Source organism: Plantactinospora sp. WMMB334 (assembly GCF_049179095.1).
Lineage (GTDB): Bacteria > Actinomycetota > Actinomycetes > Mycobacteriales > Micromonosporaceae > Plantactinospora.
The window spans coordinates 7,000,133-7,015,236 of record NZ_JBMHME010000002.1 but is presented as its reverse complement, the minus strand read 5'-3'; the positions used below and the strand labels follow the sequence as shown (position 1 = coordinate 7,015,236).

General features: G+C 70.8%; 13 protein-coding genes. 10 read left to right on the top strand and 3 right to left on the bottom strand.

Features of this window, described 5'->3' with window-relative positions; genetic code table 11:
* The first annotated feature begins 154 nt into the window (after positions 1-154).
* From dnaK to ACN27G_RS30435, 7 genes are all read left to right on the top strand, one after another.
* Positions 155-2,047 carry a molecular chaperone DnaK gene (gene dnaK / locus ACN27G_RS30465; protein ID WP_421496126.1) on the top strand — a complete coding sequence of 631 codons (1,893 nt, stop codon included), beginning with the start codon at positions 155-157 and terminating at the stop codon, positions 2,045-2,047.
* A 57-nt stretch (positions 2,048-2,104) separates the two neighbouring features.
* Entirely contained in the window at positions 2,105-3,085 is a 981-nt protein-coding gene (gene grpE / locus ACN27G_RS30460; RefSeq protein ID WP_421496125.1) for a nucleotide exchange factor GrpE, read from the top strand.
* A gap of 146 nt (positions 3,086-3,231) precedes the next feature.
* Complete coding sequence (gene dnaJ, locus ACN27G_RS30455) at positions 3,232-4,419, top strand: molecular chaperone DnaJ (RefSeq protein WP_421496124.1); 1,188 nt, start codon at positions 3,232-3,234, stop codon at positions 4,417-4,419.
* An 84-nt stretch (positions 4,420-4,503) separates the two neighbouring features.
* Positions 4,504-4,896, top strand: coding sequence for a heat shock protein transcriptional repressor HspR (locus ACN27G_RS30450; protein WP_421497514.1), 393 nt, complete (start codon positions 4,504-4,506; stop codon positions 4,894-4,896).
* Positions 4,897-5,472: 576 nt separating this feature from the next.
* The gene (locus tag ACN27G_RS30445; protein WP_421496123.1) at positions 5,473-6,090 is read left to right on the top strand and encodes a DUF4360 domain-containing protein; all 618 of its coding nucleotides are present in this window, start codon (positions 5,473-5,475) and stop codon (positions 6,088-6,090) included.
* A 248-nt stretch (positions 6,091-6,338) separates the two neighbouring features.
* The gene (locus tag ACN27G_RS30440) at positions 6,339-6,986 is read left to right on the top strand and encodes a DUF4360 domain-containing protein (protein WP_421496122.1); all 648 of its coding nucleotides are present in this window, start codon (positions 6,339-6,341) and stop codon (positions 6,984-6,986) included.
* Between the two features lie 188 nt (positions 6,987-7,174).
* Positions 7,175-7,813 carry a DUF4360 domain-containing protein gene (locus ACN27G_RS30435; RefSeq protein ID WP_421496121.1) on the top strand — a complete coding sequence of 213 codons (639 nt, stop codon included), beginning with the start codon at positions 7,175-7,177 and terminating at the stop codon, positions 7,811-7,813.
* A 421-nt stretch (positions 7,814-8,234) separates the two neighbouring features.
* Here ACN27G_RS30435 and ACN27G_RS30430 read toward each other — a convergent pair whose 3' ends face one another.
* The 3 genes from ACN27G_RS30430 to ACN27G_RS30420 all read right to left on the bottom strand — a co-directional run bounded on the left by ACN27G_RS30430 (position 8,235) and on the right by ACN27G_RS30420 (position 10,567).
* Positions 8,235-8,666, bottom strand: a complete 432-nt coding sequence (locus tag ACN27G_RS30430) for a hypothetical protein (RefSeq protein WP_421496120.1) — start codon at positions 8,664-8,666, stop codon at positions 8,235-8,237.
* A 192-nt stretch (positions 8,667-8,858) separates the two neighbouring features.
* The gene (locus ACN27G_RS30425; protein WP_421496119.1) at positions 8,859-10,061 is read right to left on the bottom strand and encodes a cation:proton antiporter; all 1,203 of its coding nucleotides are present in this window, start codon (positions 10,059-10,061) and stop codon (positions 8,859-8,861) included.
* A gap of 5 nt (positions 10,062-10,066) precedes the next feature.
* The gene (locus tag ACN27G_RS30420; protein WP_421496118.1) at positions 10,067-10,567 is read right to left on the bottom strand and encodes a cation:proton antiporter regulatory subunit; all 501 of its coding nucleotides are present in this window, start codon (positions 10,565-10,567) and stop codon (positions 10,067-10,069) included.
* Between the two features lie 245 nt (positions 10,568-10,812).
* Here ACN27G_RS30420 and clpB point away from each other — a divergent pair, with 245 nt between their 5' ends.
* From clpB to ACN27G_RS30405, 3 genes are all read left to right on the top strand, one after another.
* On the top strand, positions 10,813-13,404 hold the full coding sequence (gene clpB, locus ACN27G_RS30415; protein WP_421496117.1) for an ATP-dependent chaperone ClpB: 2,592 nt from the start codon (positions 10,813-10,815) through the stop codon (positions 13,402-13,404).
* A 215-nt stretch (positions 13,405-13,619) separates the two neighbouring features.
* Entirely contained in the window at positions 13,620-13,997 is a 378-nt protein-coding gene (locus ACN27G_RS30410; protein ID WP_421496116.1) for a hypothetical protein, read from the top strand.
* A 177-nt stretch (positions 13,998-14,174) separates the two neighbouring features.
* Entirely contained in the window at positions 14,175-14,951 is a 777-nt protein-coding gene (locus tag ACN27G_RS30405) for a hypothetical protein (RefSeq protein WP_421496115.1), read from the top strand.
* The last annotated feature ends 153 nt before the right edge of the window (positions 14,952-15,104 follow it).

The window sequence follows — 15,104 nt, the reverse complement described above, 5'->3', positions numbered from 1 at the left end:
CGATACCCGAGCGGGGGTTGCGTCGATGTGGCTCAAGTCCGACTTTGCACCTCCCGGAGATCGTGGCACTATTGAGTCCGGTCCACTCAACTTGCGGTGGGTGCACTGCGGGCGGTGCCCGTCACCTGCCTTGTAACGAAGCGAGGAAGCGAAGATGGCACGTGCGGTCGGAATCGACCTCGGCACGACGAATTCCTGCGTCAGCGTTCTCGAGGGCGGTGAGCCCACCGTCATCGCGAACGCCGAGGGCTCGCGGACGACTCCTTCGATCGTCGCGTTCGCCCGCAACGGCGAGGTGCTCGTCGGCGAGGTCGCCAAGCGTCAGGCGGTGACCAACCCGGACCGGACCATCCGGTCGGTCAAGCGGGAGATGGGCACCAACTGGTCCGTCGACATCGACGGCAAGAAGTACACCTCACAGGAGATCTCCGCCCGGACGCTGATGAAGCTCAAGCGGGACGCCGAGGCTTACCTGGGCGAGCGGATCACCGACGCCGTGATCACCGTCCCGGCGTACTTCAGCGACGCCCAGCGGACCGCCACCAAGGAGGCCGGTGAGATCGCCGGCTTCAACGTACTGCGGATCGTGAACGAGCCGACCGCGGCGGCGCTGGCGTACGGGCTGGACAAGGGTTCCAAGGAGCAGACCGTCCTGGTCTTCGACCTCGGCGGCGGCACCTTCGACGTGTCGCTACTGGAGCTCGCCGAGGGGGTCATCGAGGTCAAGTCGACGAGCGGTGACAACCACCTCGGTGGCGACGACTGGGACGAGCGGATCATCGACCACCTGGTGAAGACCTTCCGGGGCCAGCACGGCGTCGACCTCTCCCAGGACAAGATGGCGATGCAGCGGCTGCGCGAGGCGGCCGAGAAGGCCAAGATCGAGCTCTCCGCCGCCACCACGACCAGCATCAACCTTCCGTACATCACGGCCGGTCCGGCGGGCGGCGACGGTGCGCCGTCGGCGCCGCTGCACCTCGACGTGACGCTCTCCCGGGCCGAGTTCCAACGGATGACGCAGGACCTGCTCGACCGCTGCAAGGGCCCGTTCGACCAGGCGATCAAGGACGCCGGGGTCAAGGTCTCCGACGTCGACCACGTGATCCTGGTCGGCGGCTCGACCCGGATGCCGGCCGTCTCCGACCTGGTCAAGCAGCTCACCGGCCGGGAGCCCAACAAGGGCGTGAACCCGGACGAGGTCGTCGCCGTCGGTGCCGCGCTGCAGGCCGGCGTGCTCAAGGGCGAGGTCAAGGACGTCCTGCTGCTGGACGTGACCCCGCTGTCGCTGGGCATCGAGACCAAGGGCGGCATCTTCACCAAGCTGATCGAGCGCAACACGACCATCCCGACCAAGCGCTCCGAGGTCTTCACCACCGCCGACGACAACCAGCCGTCGGTGCTGATCCAGGTCTTCCAGGGCGAGCGGGACATCGCGGCGTACAACAAGAAGCTCGGCACCTTCGAGCTGACCGGCCTGCCGCCGGCGCCGCGCGGTGTGCCGCAGATCGAGGTCACCTTCGACATCGACGCGAACGGCATCGTGCACGTCAACGCGAAGGACCTCGGCACCGGCAAGGAGCAGTCGATGACCATCACCGGTGGCTCCGCGCTGCCGAAGGATGACATCGAGCGGATGATGCGGGACGCCCAGGACCACGCCGACGAGGACAAGCGGCGCCGGGAGGAGGCGGAGACCCGCAACCAGGCCGAGCAGCTCCAGTGGCAGACCGAGAAGTTCCTCGCCGAGAGCGGGGACAAGCTTCCGGCCGACCAGCGTGACAAGATCAACGAGGCGCTCGGCGACCTGCGCTCGGCGCTCGGCGGGACCGATCTGGAGGGTGTCAAGACGGCGCACGAGAAGCTGCTCAAGGTCTCCCAGGAGGCGGGTTCGCTGCTCTACGCGCAGCAGCAGGCCGAGCAGGGGCAGCCGGGCGCGGGCGGCGGTGCCGCCGGTGCGGGTGGCCCGCAGGCCGGGCCGACCGGCACCCCGGGCGGGGCCGACGACGTGGTGGACGCGGAGATCGTCGACGAGGACGACAAGAAGTGACCACCAGCTCCTCCCGTACCCGGGCTGGCCGTACGCACGACGGATCGAGGTAGTTGTATGACGGAGAAGCCACGAGCCGCTGATCCGGAGACCACCGGGTCGGCGCCGGGTGGCTCCACGCCCGCCGGCCGTGCCGAGGGCACGGTCGGGGAGGGCGTCGTCATCCGGAACAACCGTAAGATCAACTTGACCGGTGGCACCCCGGACTCCGACCGGGAGGCCGGTGCCGGTACCCCGGAGGGGGTCGAGCTGGCGGCGAAGGATCCCAACCCGGACCCGGAGCCGCCGGCCGGAGACGCCGAGCAGGTCCTGTCGGCCGGCGAGGTCGACGACACCGGCTCCACCGGGGCCGCCGGTGCGGTGGACGACGCGGAGTCGGTCGAGGGCGGGCCGGAGGTGGCCGGCGGCGCGACGACCGACCCGGCCGGGGACGCCACCACAGAACCGGACCCGGCCGCTCCGGTCGTCGACGACGCCGAGCTCGCCGAGGTACTGGCGGCGGAGCGGCCGTCGGGGACGGACGGCCCGGTGGTGGACGCCCCGGCCGAGCCCGTCGCCGAGGGCGGCACCGCCGAGGGCGACGGCCCCGGCCCGCTCGGCGCCGAACTGGGTGCGCTCCGGGCCGATCTGGACGAGCGGACCAGGGACCTCCAGCGGGTGACGGCCGAGTTCGCCAACTACCGCAAGCGGATGGACCGGGAGCGGGCCCGGGACGCGGACCGGGCCACCCGGGTGGTGCTGGCCGCGCTGCTGCCCGTACTCGACGACCTGGACCGGGCCCGCGAGCACGGTGACCTGGTCGGGCCGTTCGGCACGGTGGCGGAGCAGCTGACCACGGCGCTGGCGAAGTTCGGGCTGACCCCGTTCGGTGAGAAGGGCGACCCGTTCGACCCCAACCAGCACGAGGCGGTCGCGCACCAGACCTCGGCCGAGGTCACCGAGCCGACCTGCGTCGACGTGCTGCGCCGTGGCTACCAGGTCAACGACTCGCTGCTGCGGCCCGCACTGGTCGCGGTGGCCGACCCGGAGCCGGAGTGAGCGCGCCGGTGCGCCGGAGGGGCCAGGGTGAGCCGGAGCGGGTGTGAACCGGTGGGTCGCGGTCGAGGTGCCATCCGGGTCCCGTCCGTCGGGCGGGCCGGGAGCGGCACCTCGACCGCGCCACGGGGAGAGGAGGTGGCGGACCGATGAGTTCCAAAGACTGGCTGGAGAAGGACTTCTACGCCGTGCTGGGGGTGGCCAGGTCCGCCTCCGCTGACGAGATCAAGAAGGCGTACCGCAAGCTGGCCCGCGAATCGCACCCGGACCACAATCCGGGCGACACCGCCGCCGAGGAGCGGTTCAAGGCCGTCTCCGAGGCGTACGACGTGCTCGCCGACCCGCGCAAGCGCAAGGAGTACGACGAGATGCGCTCGCTCTTCGGATCGGGCGCGTTCCGCCGCAACGCCCGGTCCGGCGGGCCGGGCGGCTATCCGTTCGACGTCTCCGACCTCTTCGGCGGGATGGGGCAGCCGGGCGGTGCGGACGACGGCGACCGCCGGTTCGGCGGTGCGGGCTTCTCCGACCTGTTCAGCTCGATCTTCTCCGGCGGCGGGCCGACCCGGACCCGTGGCCCGGCTCGCGGCCGGGACGTCGAGGCCGAGGTCATGCTGGACTTCGACGATGCCGTACGCGGCGTGACGGTGCCGTTGACACTGCGCGCGCCCGGCGTCTGCGACACCTGTCACGGTGACGGCGCCAAGCCGGGGACGCTGCCCCGGACCTGCCCGCAGTGCCGGGGCGCCGGGGTGGTGACCCGCAACCAGGGCTCGTTCAGCTTCTCCGAGCCGTGCCGGGAGTGCCAGGGCGTCGGCACGATCGTGGACGAGAAGTGCCCGGAGTGCCGGGGCACCGGCGGGGTGACCAAGTCCCGCACGCTCACCGTCCGTTTTCCGGCGGGCGTCGCGGACGGCCAGCGGATCCGGCTCGCCGGCCGGGGCGAGCCCGGTGACCGGGGCGGGCCGCCCGGTGACCTCTACGTGCTGGTCAAGGTCCGCGGGGACGACCTCTTCGGGCGCAGCGGGGACGACCTGACGCTGACCGTGCCGATCACCATCGCGGAGGCGGTGCTCGGGACGGACCTGCGGGTGCCCACCCTGGACGCCCCGGTGACCCTGCGGGTGCCGCCGGGCACGCCGAGCGGCCGTACGCTGCGGGCCCGGGGCAGGGGTGTGGTCCGCCGCGACGGCCAGGCCGGCGACCTGCTGGTGACCGTCGAGATCGTGGTCCCCGAGCAGCTCTCGGCCGAGGCGCGCAAGGCGCTGGAGGAGTTCGCCGCGCAGACCCCGGCGGCGGGACGGGAACATCTGGACGCCCGGGTGCGTCGTTTCAACTGAGCTGTTGGCATCGCGGAGGTGATCAAGGTGGCTGGGGAGTACGTCGTCGTCTCGATCGAGCAGGCGTCCGACGCCAAGGTTCTGATGATCTCGGTCGCGGCGAAGATGGCCGGCATGCACCCGCAGACCCTGCGCCAGTACGACCGGATGGGGCTGGTGCAGCCTGGTCGTGCCCCGGGCGGTGGGCGCCGGTACAGCGCCCGGGACGTCGCCCTGCTCCGCGAGGTGCAGCGGCTCAGCCAGGACGACGGGGTCAACCTGGCCGGCATCAAGCGGATCATCGTCCTGGAGCAGATGGTCGACGACCTCCAGCAGCGGGTGGCCCAGTTGGAGGCCGAGTTGACGGCCGCCTACCGCCGGCTGGCCGAGCTGGAGGCACTGGGCGGCCTGCCACGACGGGACCTCGTGCCGACCACCCGCCCGTCGACGGCGCTGGTCGTCTGGCGCCCCCGCCGCACCGGCGACCCGTCCGCCTGATCTCCTGGCGCCGGCACGCGCCGTCCGGCTGATCTGTGCGCCGACACGCCGTCCCGGCTGGCCGCCGGCGGCCAGCCGGCGGTCGACGGGTTCTGCTCCGGACCCGGCTGTCACTAATCGACCAATCGACGCGTTACCGCCGGCAACTCACCGGATGCTCCGAAAACCATTACTGCGGGTGTTTCACGCACGTTACGTCCGATTCCTGGAATCCGACGGAAGAAGACGTCCTGAAACCATTACCCCGGGATCACCGCCAAGGTTGCACCGTCTATAGCGGGTGACGTCGGATCCGGAGCCAGGTCGGATCCTGGATCTTTCCGTCGCGCACCCTTGAGGTCATGAAGCTTCTTGTCGCCGCGGGCCGGTGCGGACGCGGGCGACGAGGTGCCGAGTAGTGCTCCCGGGCGCCGCGCTCCAGGCGTGGCCCCGCGAATGCCTGCAATGTGAACGAGATAATGATCGTTCCTCTCGAAAATGTGGATGGGACCATGATTACTTAATTGACGACCACGAATGTCTTGACTATGGTGGGCTGCGGGCGCGACCGCATCGCGACGACCGGAAGGAATTACCATGTCCAACGTGATGGCTGTCGGCGGCGTACTCGCGGCACTGCTTGCCCCGACGGCACCCTCCCAGCCTGTGGCGGTCCCGAACGAAAGGATCACCATCAGCGTGGAGACCGTCAACGGCTCGGGCTGCCCCGCGGGGACGGCCAAGGTGAACACCGCAGCCGACAACACGGCCTTCACGATTAGCTACAGCGACTACTTCGTTCTGGCCGGTGCCGGAGCGAAGCCGACCGAATCCCGCAAGAACTGCCAGCTCAGCCTCCGCGTGCAGATCCCGCAGGGCTTCACCTTCGCGGTGACCCAGGTGGACCACCAGGGCTTCGCCTACCTGCAGCGGGGGGCCGACGGCTCGCAGCACTCGCACTACTACTTCATGGGGACCTCGCCGACCACCTCGGTGGCTCACGAGTTCACCGGCCCGTACACCGGCGGGTGGCAGACGACGGACCGGGCCGCAGGGCTGGTCTACGCGCCCTGTGGCCAGGAGCGCAACCTCAACGTCAACACCGAGTTGCGGGTGGACGCCGGGGGCTCCGAGAGTGGCACGAGCTTCATGGCGATGGACCAGAGCCGGGGCAGTGTGCGCAGTGTCTACCACCTCAGTTGGAGGGAGTGCTGATCCAACGCCGCTCCTCGTCGCCTGGCGACGGCTTGCGGGTTTAGCGCGAAATAGGCCCCCCGGGGCGGTCGGTGGAATTGTAGTGTCCATCGGCCGACCCGGGGGGCCCTTACGCTTTCCGGGGCACCGCCCACGTCATTCCCGCCATGCGCAGCTGCACCCATCACAAAGATATTGACGCTGATCAATATAAGGCGCTAAAGTTAATCCACGCGCGCGACATTATCGCAACGATCGGGAGGGAACCCATGATCAGTGTGCTGGCTATTGGCAGCCTCGTTGCCTCGATGCTTGCCGGCCCGATTGTCATCCCGACGGATCCACCCGTAGAGCCTCCGGACCAGAAGATTGAAATCGACGTCATCACCATCAATGGTTCGGGTTGTCCGGCCGGGACCGCGGCGGTGGCCGTCGCTCCCGACAACACGGCCTTCACGGTGACCTACAGCGACTATCTGGCCCAGGTCGGCGTGGGGGCACGGCCGACCGACGCCCGGAAGAACTGCCAGCTGGCCCTGCAGGTGCACGTGCCGGAGGGCTTCACCTACGCGATTCTCCAGGCCGACTACCGCGGCTACGGATATCTGGCGCCCGGTGCGTCCGCCGTGGCACGGGCGAACTACTACTTCCAGGGCTCGTCGCCGACGACGTACAAGAACCACTCGTTCAGCGGCCCGCTGGACGACAGCTGGCAGACGACCGACACCTCCGAACTCACCTCGGTGAGCTACGCGCCCTGCGGCGAGATGCGCTTCCTCAACATCAACACCGAGCTGCGGGTGAACGTCGGGACCTCCAACCCGGCGACCACCACGAGCTTCATGACGATGGACTCCACGGACGGCGGGATCAGCACGATCTACCACTTCGCGTGGCAGGAATGTGACGAGGACTGACGCGGTGCCTCCGGGTCGGGACGCGCAGGCTCCGCCCACGGCGTCCCGGCCCGGGAAGCGGGCACCCGAGCAGCCGGCTCGCCGGCCTGCGGGTGCCGGCAGGGAGGGTCATCCAACCGACGGTTGGAGCAGGGAACAGCCCGCGCGGGCAACAGCCCGCGCGACGGTGATCGAAGGGAGCACCGGAAATGCTGCACGCGCTACTCATCGGCACTCTGGCAGCCTCGTTGATGGGCATGCCGGCAATCGACGACCCCGAGCCCACCACGAACCCGCCGTCCGAACGCATCACTGTCGAGATCAAGACGGTCAACGGATCGGGCTGCCGGCTCGGCACCGCGGCGGTCGCCACCGCCCCCGACAACACGGCCTTCACCGTGACCTACAGCGACTACCTCGCCCAGGCAGGGGCCGGCACCGCGCCGACCGACTTCAGGAAGAACTGTCAGCTCGTCCTGGAGGTCAAGATCCCCGGTGGCTTCACGTACGCGATCCGGCAGGCCGACTACCGCGGCTTCGCCCACCTCGAACGCGGCGCCAGCGGCATGCAGCGGACGAGCTACTACATCCAGGGCACGTCACCGACGGACGCCCGGACGCACTCCTTCACCGGCCCGCTCAGTGACAGCTGGCAGACGACCGACCTCACCGACATGGCCGAGCTGACCTACGCGCCCTGCGGCGAGATCCGTTACCTCAACATCAACACCGAGCTGCGGGTGAATCGAGGTACGTCGAAGCCGACGACCACCAGCTTCATGATGATGGACTCCACCGACGGCAGCGTGAGCACCACGTACCACTTCAACTGGCTGCACTGCGACTAGGCCGCTCCGCCCGACCAGGTCCCGGTGCCGACCTGTCGAGAGGCCGGCACACGTCGTCGGTACGGTGCTCGCCGGCCGGCGTCGCGACCGTTCACGTGAGGATCACCGCTGGCGCTCGTCCACGGATCGTGCGAGCGCCAGCTCTTCCTGGCGGCTCCGCTCTTCCTGGCGGCTCCGCTCTTCCTGGCGGCTCCGCTCTTCCTGGCGGCTCCGCCGACAACACTGCCGGCTGCCGAATTCCACAGCGCCCGGCCGATCCGGTCAGTAACCTGACCGGTGGTGCGGACTTTCGCCGCGGTTGCCGGCCGGACGGCGGTGGCCATGGTGGCACGGGCTTCCGGCACGAATGCGGGCATCCCCGGCTCCGCACCGGCGGTAGCTGGTGGCCCGGGGTCCACGGGGGGTCCCGGCCCATCGCGGGTCAGCTCAGCCGGCGGCCCTGGCGGACGAGCCCACCTTCGCACCAGTCGTGGTAGTCGAACAGCTCCGGCCTGGCCTGGAGCATCCGGGCGTTGTGCGCCCAGATGGTCATCGGCTCGTCGCCGATCCGCTCGGCCTGCTCGACCAGCTTCCGCAGCCGCCGCTTGGGATGGGCCTGGAACCTGGTCCGGATGCCGTCCGCCGCATAGATGTAGAGGCAGTGCAGCGCGAAGCGGCGGGCCGGGCACGACCGGTCCATGGCCAGCTCGAACAGGGTGTTGATCAGCCGGTCGCCGGAGACGAGCAGGTCCCAGTCCTTCGGCATGGTATGCAGCGGTACCGCGTCTGGCTCGTAGGCCCACGCCCGCAGCTCGGCGGGTGAGGGATCCACCGGGTTGGCAAAGCCCCGGAACGCTGAGTCTTGCACGCTCAACGGGCCGCCTTTCCGCTCGCGCGGCTGCCGGGCACCCGGCCCCCGCAAGACCTCTGGCTATTGCGGCGACACGGTAACGCGCTGTCGCCAATCTGCGAAAGAGTCGCCATGTGTCATTTCATCAACCCGTTACGGTTAGGGGGCATTGGCCGGACAGCGATCCCGACATGTGGAGCACGACGGCCGCCCGGCTCACTCCGTCGCGGTCGCCGGGGCCGGCCCGCCCGCCGCGGACCGGCGCAGCCACCGCTTGAACCACGCGAGGTCGGGCAGCCGGGCCAGCATCGGGCCGGTCACCACGGTGATCAGCACGTACGCGGTGGCCAGCGGGCCGAGCTCCGGGTTGACCACACTGGTGGCGACCGCGAGTCCGGCGATGACGATGGAGAATTCGCCCCGGGGCGCCAGGGCCAGTCCGGCCCGCCACCGGCCGGGCAGTCCGATGCCCACCCGTTTCGCCGCCAGATAGCCGGTGAGCACCTTGGTGGCCATGGTGATCACGGCCAGGGCCAGTGCCGGCAGCAGGACCGGCGGGATCGCCCGGGGATCGGTGACCAGCCCGAAGAAGACGAAGAAGACGGCGGCGAAGAGATCCCGCAGCGGCGAGAGCAGTTCCGTCGCGTTGTGCGCCACCGGCCCGGAGAGCGCGATGCCGACCAGGAACGCGCCGACCGCCGCCGACACCTGGAGTCCGGCCGCGATGCCGGCGACCAGCAGGGTCAGCCCGAGCACGCCGAGCAGCAGCGCCTCGGGGTCCTGCGCGGAGAGCAGCCGGGAGATGAAGTGGCCGTACCGGATCGCCACCACCAGCACCAGCATCACGGTGAAGACGGCGACGGTCAGCGCGAGGCCACCGCGGAGCAGGGTCTGACCGCCGAGGATCGCGGTGACCAGTGGCAGGTAGAGCGCCATCGCGAGGTCCTCGATGACCAGCACCGACAGGATGACCGGGGTCTCCCGGTTACCGACCCGGCCGAGGTCGGAGAGCACCTTGGCGACCACGCCGGACGAGGAGACCCAGGTGACACCGGCCAGCACCACCGCGCCGATCCAGCCCCAGCCGAGCAGCAGCCCGAAGGCCGCACCGGGCAGCGCGTTGAGCAGACCGTCGATGAGGCCGGCCGGTGCCGCGGCCCGCAGGTTGCCGACCAGCTCGGTGGCCGAGTACTCGAGGCCGAGCATGACCAGCAGCAGGATCACGCCGATCTCGGCACCGACCTGGAAGAACTCCTCGCTGGCCGAGAGAGGCACCAGCCCGCCGTGCCCGAAGGCGAGCCCGGCGAGCAGATAGAGCGGGATCGGCGAGAGCCCGATCCGCCGGCTGAGCCGGCTGAGCAGTCCCAGAGCGAGCAGCAGCGCGCCCACCTCGATGAGCAGGACTGTGGTGTGGTGCATCCGCCTCAGCCGTCCGGGTCGGTCTCGGCGAGGATCGCGGTGACACCGTCGAGTCCCTGGCGGGTGCCGACCACGACCACGACATCGCCGGTCTCGAACCGGAAGGTCGGATCGGGTGAGGCGATCACGTCGCGTTCCCGGAGGACCGCGACGATGGAAGCGCCGGTGCGGGTGCGAGCCTGCGTGTCGCCGAGCCGCCGGCCGACGTACATCGAGCCGGCCGGGATGGCGATCTGCTCGGTGAGCAGCCCGGCGGCCTGCTGGCGCAGCCCGGAGAGCTGGCCGAGCATCAGCGAGGCACCGAGGATGTCGGCCAGCGCCTCGGCCTCGTCGTCGGTGAGCGGGATGTCGGCGGTGCAGGAGTCCGGGTCGTCGGGGTCGTACAGGACCAGGTCCCGCCGACCGTTGCGGTGCGTCACCACGCCGAGCCGGCGCCCGGAGACGGTCACCACGTCGTGGCGTACGCCGATCCCGGGCAGGGCGGTCTGCTCCACACGTACTCGCACGTAACAACCGTACCCGGCTGTGGATCGAGGAGCGGGACCGGTGAGGCCGTCCCAGGTTCCGCGGGCCGGCGGCCGTCGCTCCGGATAGGTGTGACAGATGTCACCGCCAGGGAGTTGAGTGGAATAGACTCAACTCTGGTTGTGTCGTCAGTACTGGAGGTGGTGTCGCCGGCCGGCGGCGTCACCGCCCGCCACGCTGCCGATGCCGGCCCGTACCACGGCCGGCGGACCGTATTGGGAGCCCCATGAACGCCGAACGCCTCACCACGAAGAGCCGCGAAGTCATCACCGGCGCCGTCGCGACCGCCAACCAGCGCGGGCACGCCACGGTCGAGCCCTGGCACCTGCTGCTGTCCCTGCTGGACACCGGCGGGTCGACGGCGGCCGGACTGCTCCGGGCCGTCGGGGCGAACCCGGCCGACATCCGGCGGGCCGCCGCCCGCGCCGTCGAGAACCAGCCGGCCGCCCGAGGCTCCAGTGTCGCCGAGCCGAGCCTGGCCCGCGAGTTCGTCAACGCGATAGGCGCGGCGGAGCAGATCGCCCGGCCGCTCGGCGACGAGTACACCTCCACCGAGCACCTGCTGGCCGGGCTGGCCCGGGTCGGCGGAGCGGTCGCCGGCGTGTTGAAGCAGGCCGGTGCCACCGAGGAGAACCTGGTCGCCGCCTTCCCTTCGGTACGCGGCGGGGACCGCCGGGTCACCAGCGCCGACCCGGAGCAGACCTACCAGGCGCTGGAGAAGTACGGCGTCGACCTGACCGCGAGCGCCCGGGACGGCAGGATCGACCCGGTGATCGGCCGGGACGCCGAGATCCGCCGGGTGGTGCAGGTGCTCTCCCGGCGTACGAAGAACAACCCGGTGCTGATCGGCGAGCCCGGCGTCGGCAAGACCGCGATCGTCGAGGGGCTGGCGCAGCGGATCGTCGCCGGTGACGTCCCCGAGTCGCTGCGGGACAAGAAGCTGGTCTCGCTCGACCTCGGCGCGATGGTCGCCGGTGCGCAGTACCGGGGCCAGTTCGAGGAGCGGCTCAAGTCGGTGCTGGAAGAGATCAAGAACTCCGACGGCCAGGTCATCACCTTCCTCGACGAGCTGCACACCGTGGTCGGCGCCGGCAAGGGCGAGGGCTCGATGGACGCCGGCAACATGCTCAAGCCGATGCTGGCCCGGGGCGAGCTGCGGATGGTCGGCGCGACAACGCTCGACGAATACCGCGAGCACATCGAGAAGGACCCGGCGCTGGAGCGGCGCTTCCAGCCGGTGCTGGTCGGCGAGCCGACCATCGAGGACACCATCGGCATCCTGCGCGGCCTCAAGGAACGCTACGAGGTGCACCACGGGGTCCGGATCACCGACGCGGCCCTGGTCGCCGCCGCCGGCCTCTCCGACCGCTACATCACCGACCGGTTCCTGCCGGACAAGGCGATCGACCTGGTCGACGAGTCCGCCTCCCGGCTCCGGATGGAGATCGATTCCCGGCCGACCGAGGTCGACGAGATCGAGCGGGCGGTCCGTCGGCTGGAGATCGAGGAGATGGCGCTCGCCAAGGAGCCCGACCCGGCCTCGGCCGAGCGGCTGGAACGGCTCCGCCGGGAGCTGGCCGACAAGCGCGAGCAGCTCACCGCGCTCAGCGAGCGCTGGAAGCTGGAGAAGGAGCACATCACCCGGATCTCCACCACCAAGGAGGAGCTGGAACGGCTCGGCGGCGAGGCCGAGCGGGCCGAGCGGGACGGCGAGCTGGAACGCGCCGCCGAGCTGCGCTACGGCCGGATTCCCGAACTCCGGGCCGCGCTGACCCGGGCCGAGGGCGAACTCGCCGGGTTGCAGGCCGACGGGGCGATGCTGAAGGAGGAGGTCGGGGCGGACGACATCGCCGCGGTGGTCGCGTCCTGGACCGGCATCCCGGCGGGCCGGCTGATGGAGGGCGAGACCGCCAAGCTGCTCCGGATGGAGTCGTCGCTCGGCGCCCGGGTGGTCGGCCAGGCCGAGGCGGTCGCCGCGGTCTCCGACGCCGTACGCCGGGCCCGTGCCGGGGTCGCCGACCCGGACCGCCCCACCGGTAGCTTCCTCTTCCTCGGCCCCACCGGTGTCGGCAAGACCGAGCTGGGCAAGGCGCTCGCCGAGTTCCTCTTCGACGACGAGCGGGCCATGGTCCGGATCGACATGAGCGAGTACGCCGAGAAGCACTCGGTGGCGCGCCTCGTCGGTGCCCCGCCCGGCTACGTCGGTTACGAGGAGGGCGGTCAGCTCACCGAGGCGGTGCGCCGCCGGCCGTACTCGGTGATCCTGCTGGACGAGATCGAGAAGGCCCACCCGGACGTCTTCGACGTGCTGCTCCAGGTCCTCGACGACGGCCGGCTCACCGACGGCCAGGGGCGTACCGTCGACTTCCGCAACGCCATCCTGATCCTCACCTCCAACCTCGGCTCGGCGGTCGTCTCCGACCTGACGCTGAGCCAGGACGAGCGCCGGGAGGCGGTGCTCGCGGTGGTCCGGTCGCACTTCAAGCCGGAGTTCCTCAACCGGCTCGACGACATCGTCGTCTTCGCCTCGCTCACCGGGCAGGAGCTGCGCGGCATCGTCGACATCCAGCTCGACCGGCTGCGGCGGCGCCTCGCCGACCGGCGGCTCGGGCTGGAGGTCAGCGACGAGGCCCGGAGCTGGCTCGCCGAGCACGGGTACGACCCGATCTACGGCGCCCGGCCGCTGCGCCGGCTGGTGCAGTCGGCGATCGGCGACCGGCTGGCGAAGGCACTGCTCTCCGGCGAGGTCCGCGACGGGGACACCGTCCGGGTCGACCTGGCGGAGAACAAGGAGTCGCTGGCCGTCTCCCGGGCCTGAGCGTCACGGAGTCGCTGGGCGTCTCCGGGGCCTGAATGTCACGTCGCGTCCCGGGCCTGAATGTCGCGTCCCGGGGCCGGGCGTCACGTCGCGTCCCCGGGGCCGACCACCACGAGGCCGGTCCGGTCCGCTTCCCGGCGGGCCGGGCCGGCCTCTCCGCGCAGTGCGCCGACCGCCGCCGAGCGATCCCGCCCGGCTCGGGTGACCATAGACGCATGGCGGAGTTTCCGGGACATGGCGACGACCTGGCGGCGGCGGTGCGTGAGTTGGCCGAGTCCGACGTCGTCGCGTTCGGCGGGGTGGGCCTGGCGGGGCAGGTGCTGCCGGCCACCGAGGCGTACCGCACCGTCGAGGCGGCGCTCCCCGAGCGGGCCGAGGAGGTCCGGCCCCGGCTGGCCTGGTTGCTGGCGAACGGGTCGGCGGCCGGCAGGGCGTACGCGGCGGCCCTGCTCGACCGGCTGGATCCGGCGACGGCCGGCGCGGCCTGGCAGGAGCTGCGCGACGATCCGGGTGAGCTGACCACCTTCAGCGGCTGCCTGATGGACCGGACCACCCTGGGGGAGTACGCCGCGACCCGCCTCGACCAGGGCTGAAACAGCCCGCGTCCGCCCCCGGCGCCGCGCGACTGGCGGCGGTTCACCCCCAATCGGCGGGATCGATACCGATACGGTGGTGCGGAATCTGGGAAGAGTCTGCTTCGGGAACACTCGATCCGCACCACCCGTCTCCGGGAACCCCGCCTCGGGATCCCGAGCCAGGAAAGGAGAGCCGTGTCGGAACCAGCGAACTTCGCGCCGACCGCGAGGCCGCGCCCGAGCACCGTCACCTACGCCAGTTACCTGCTGTATCTGGCCGCTGCCCTGATCGTCGTCACCGCGGCGGTCAGCTTCGCCACGCTCGGTACCATCTCCACCATCTTCGAGGAGGAGTACGCCGGCACCTCTCTCGAGGGCGCCGAGGGCTTCATCGTCGGCGCCACCGTGTTCAGCGCGGTGCTGCAGTTGCTGATCGCCATCGGCCTGGTGGTGCTCGGCCTGCTGAACGCACAGGGCCGCAACGGCGCCCGGATCGCCACCTGGGTGGTGGCCGGGCTCGGTGTCTGCTGCAGTGGGCTCGGCGTCGGAGGCAGCGCGTTCTCCGGGATGGGCGCCGGCACCGGCTCCGCCGGAGACGTCCCGGATGCGGCGGAGGTGCAGCGACGCCTGGAGGCGGAGCTGCCCTCCTGGAGCGAGCCGGTCAGCATGATCTGCTCGGTCATCGCACTGCTGGCGCTGATCGCCGCGATCATCCTGCTCGCCCTGCCGGCGTCGAACGAGTTCTTCCGCAAGCAGCCGGCCGGTGCGGAACCGCCGCTGCCGGGCGGGGCCTACCCGGCCGCCGGCACCGATCCCGGCTACCCGACTGCCGGCACCGATCCGGGCTATCCGTCCTACCCCCCGACCGGCACGCCGCCGGGCACCCCACCATCGACGAACCCGCCGCCGGGCACCCCGCCCTCGGACAACCCGCCGACCAACCGGCCGCCGGAGAACCCTCCGGCGAACTGACCGCCCATCCAGGATCCCCCGGCCGGCAGCGGCCCGCCGGGGGATCCGGCGCACCGGGGCTCGCCGGGCGGTGTGGGACCGACCGGCGGTGCAGGACCGGGTCCGGCGGTGTGGGACCGGTCGGCGGTGTGGGACCGGTCGGCGGTGTGGGAC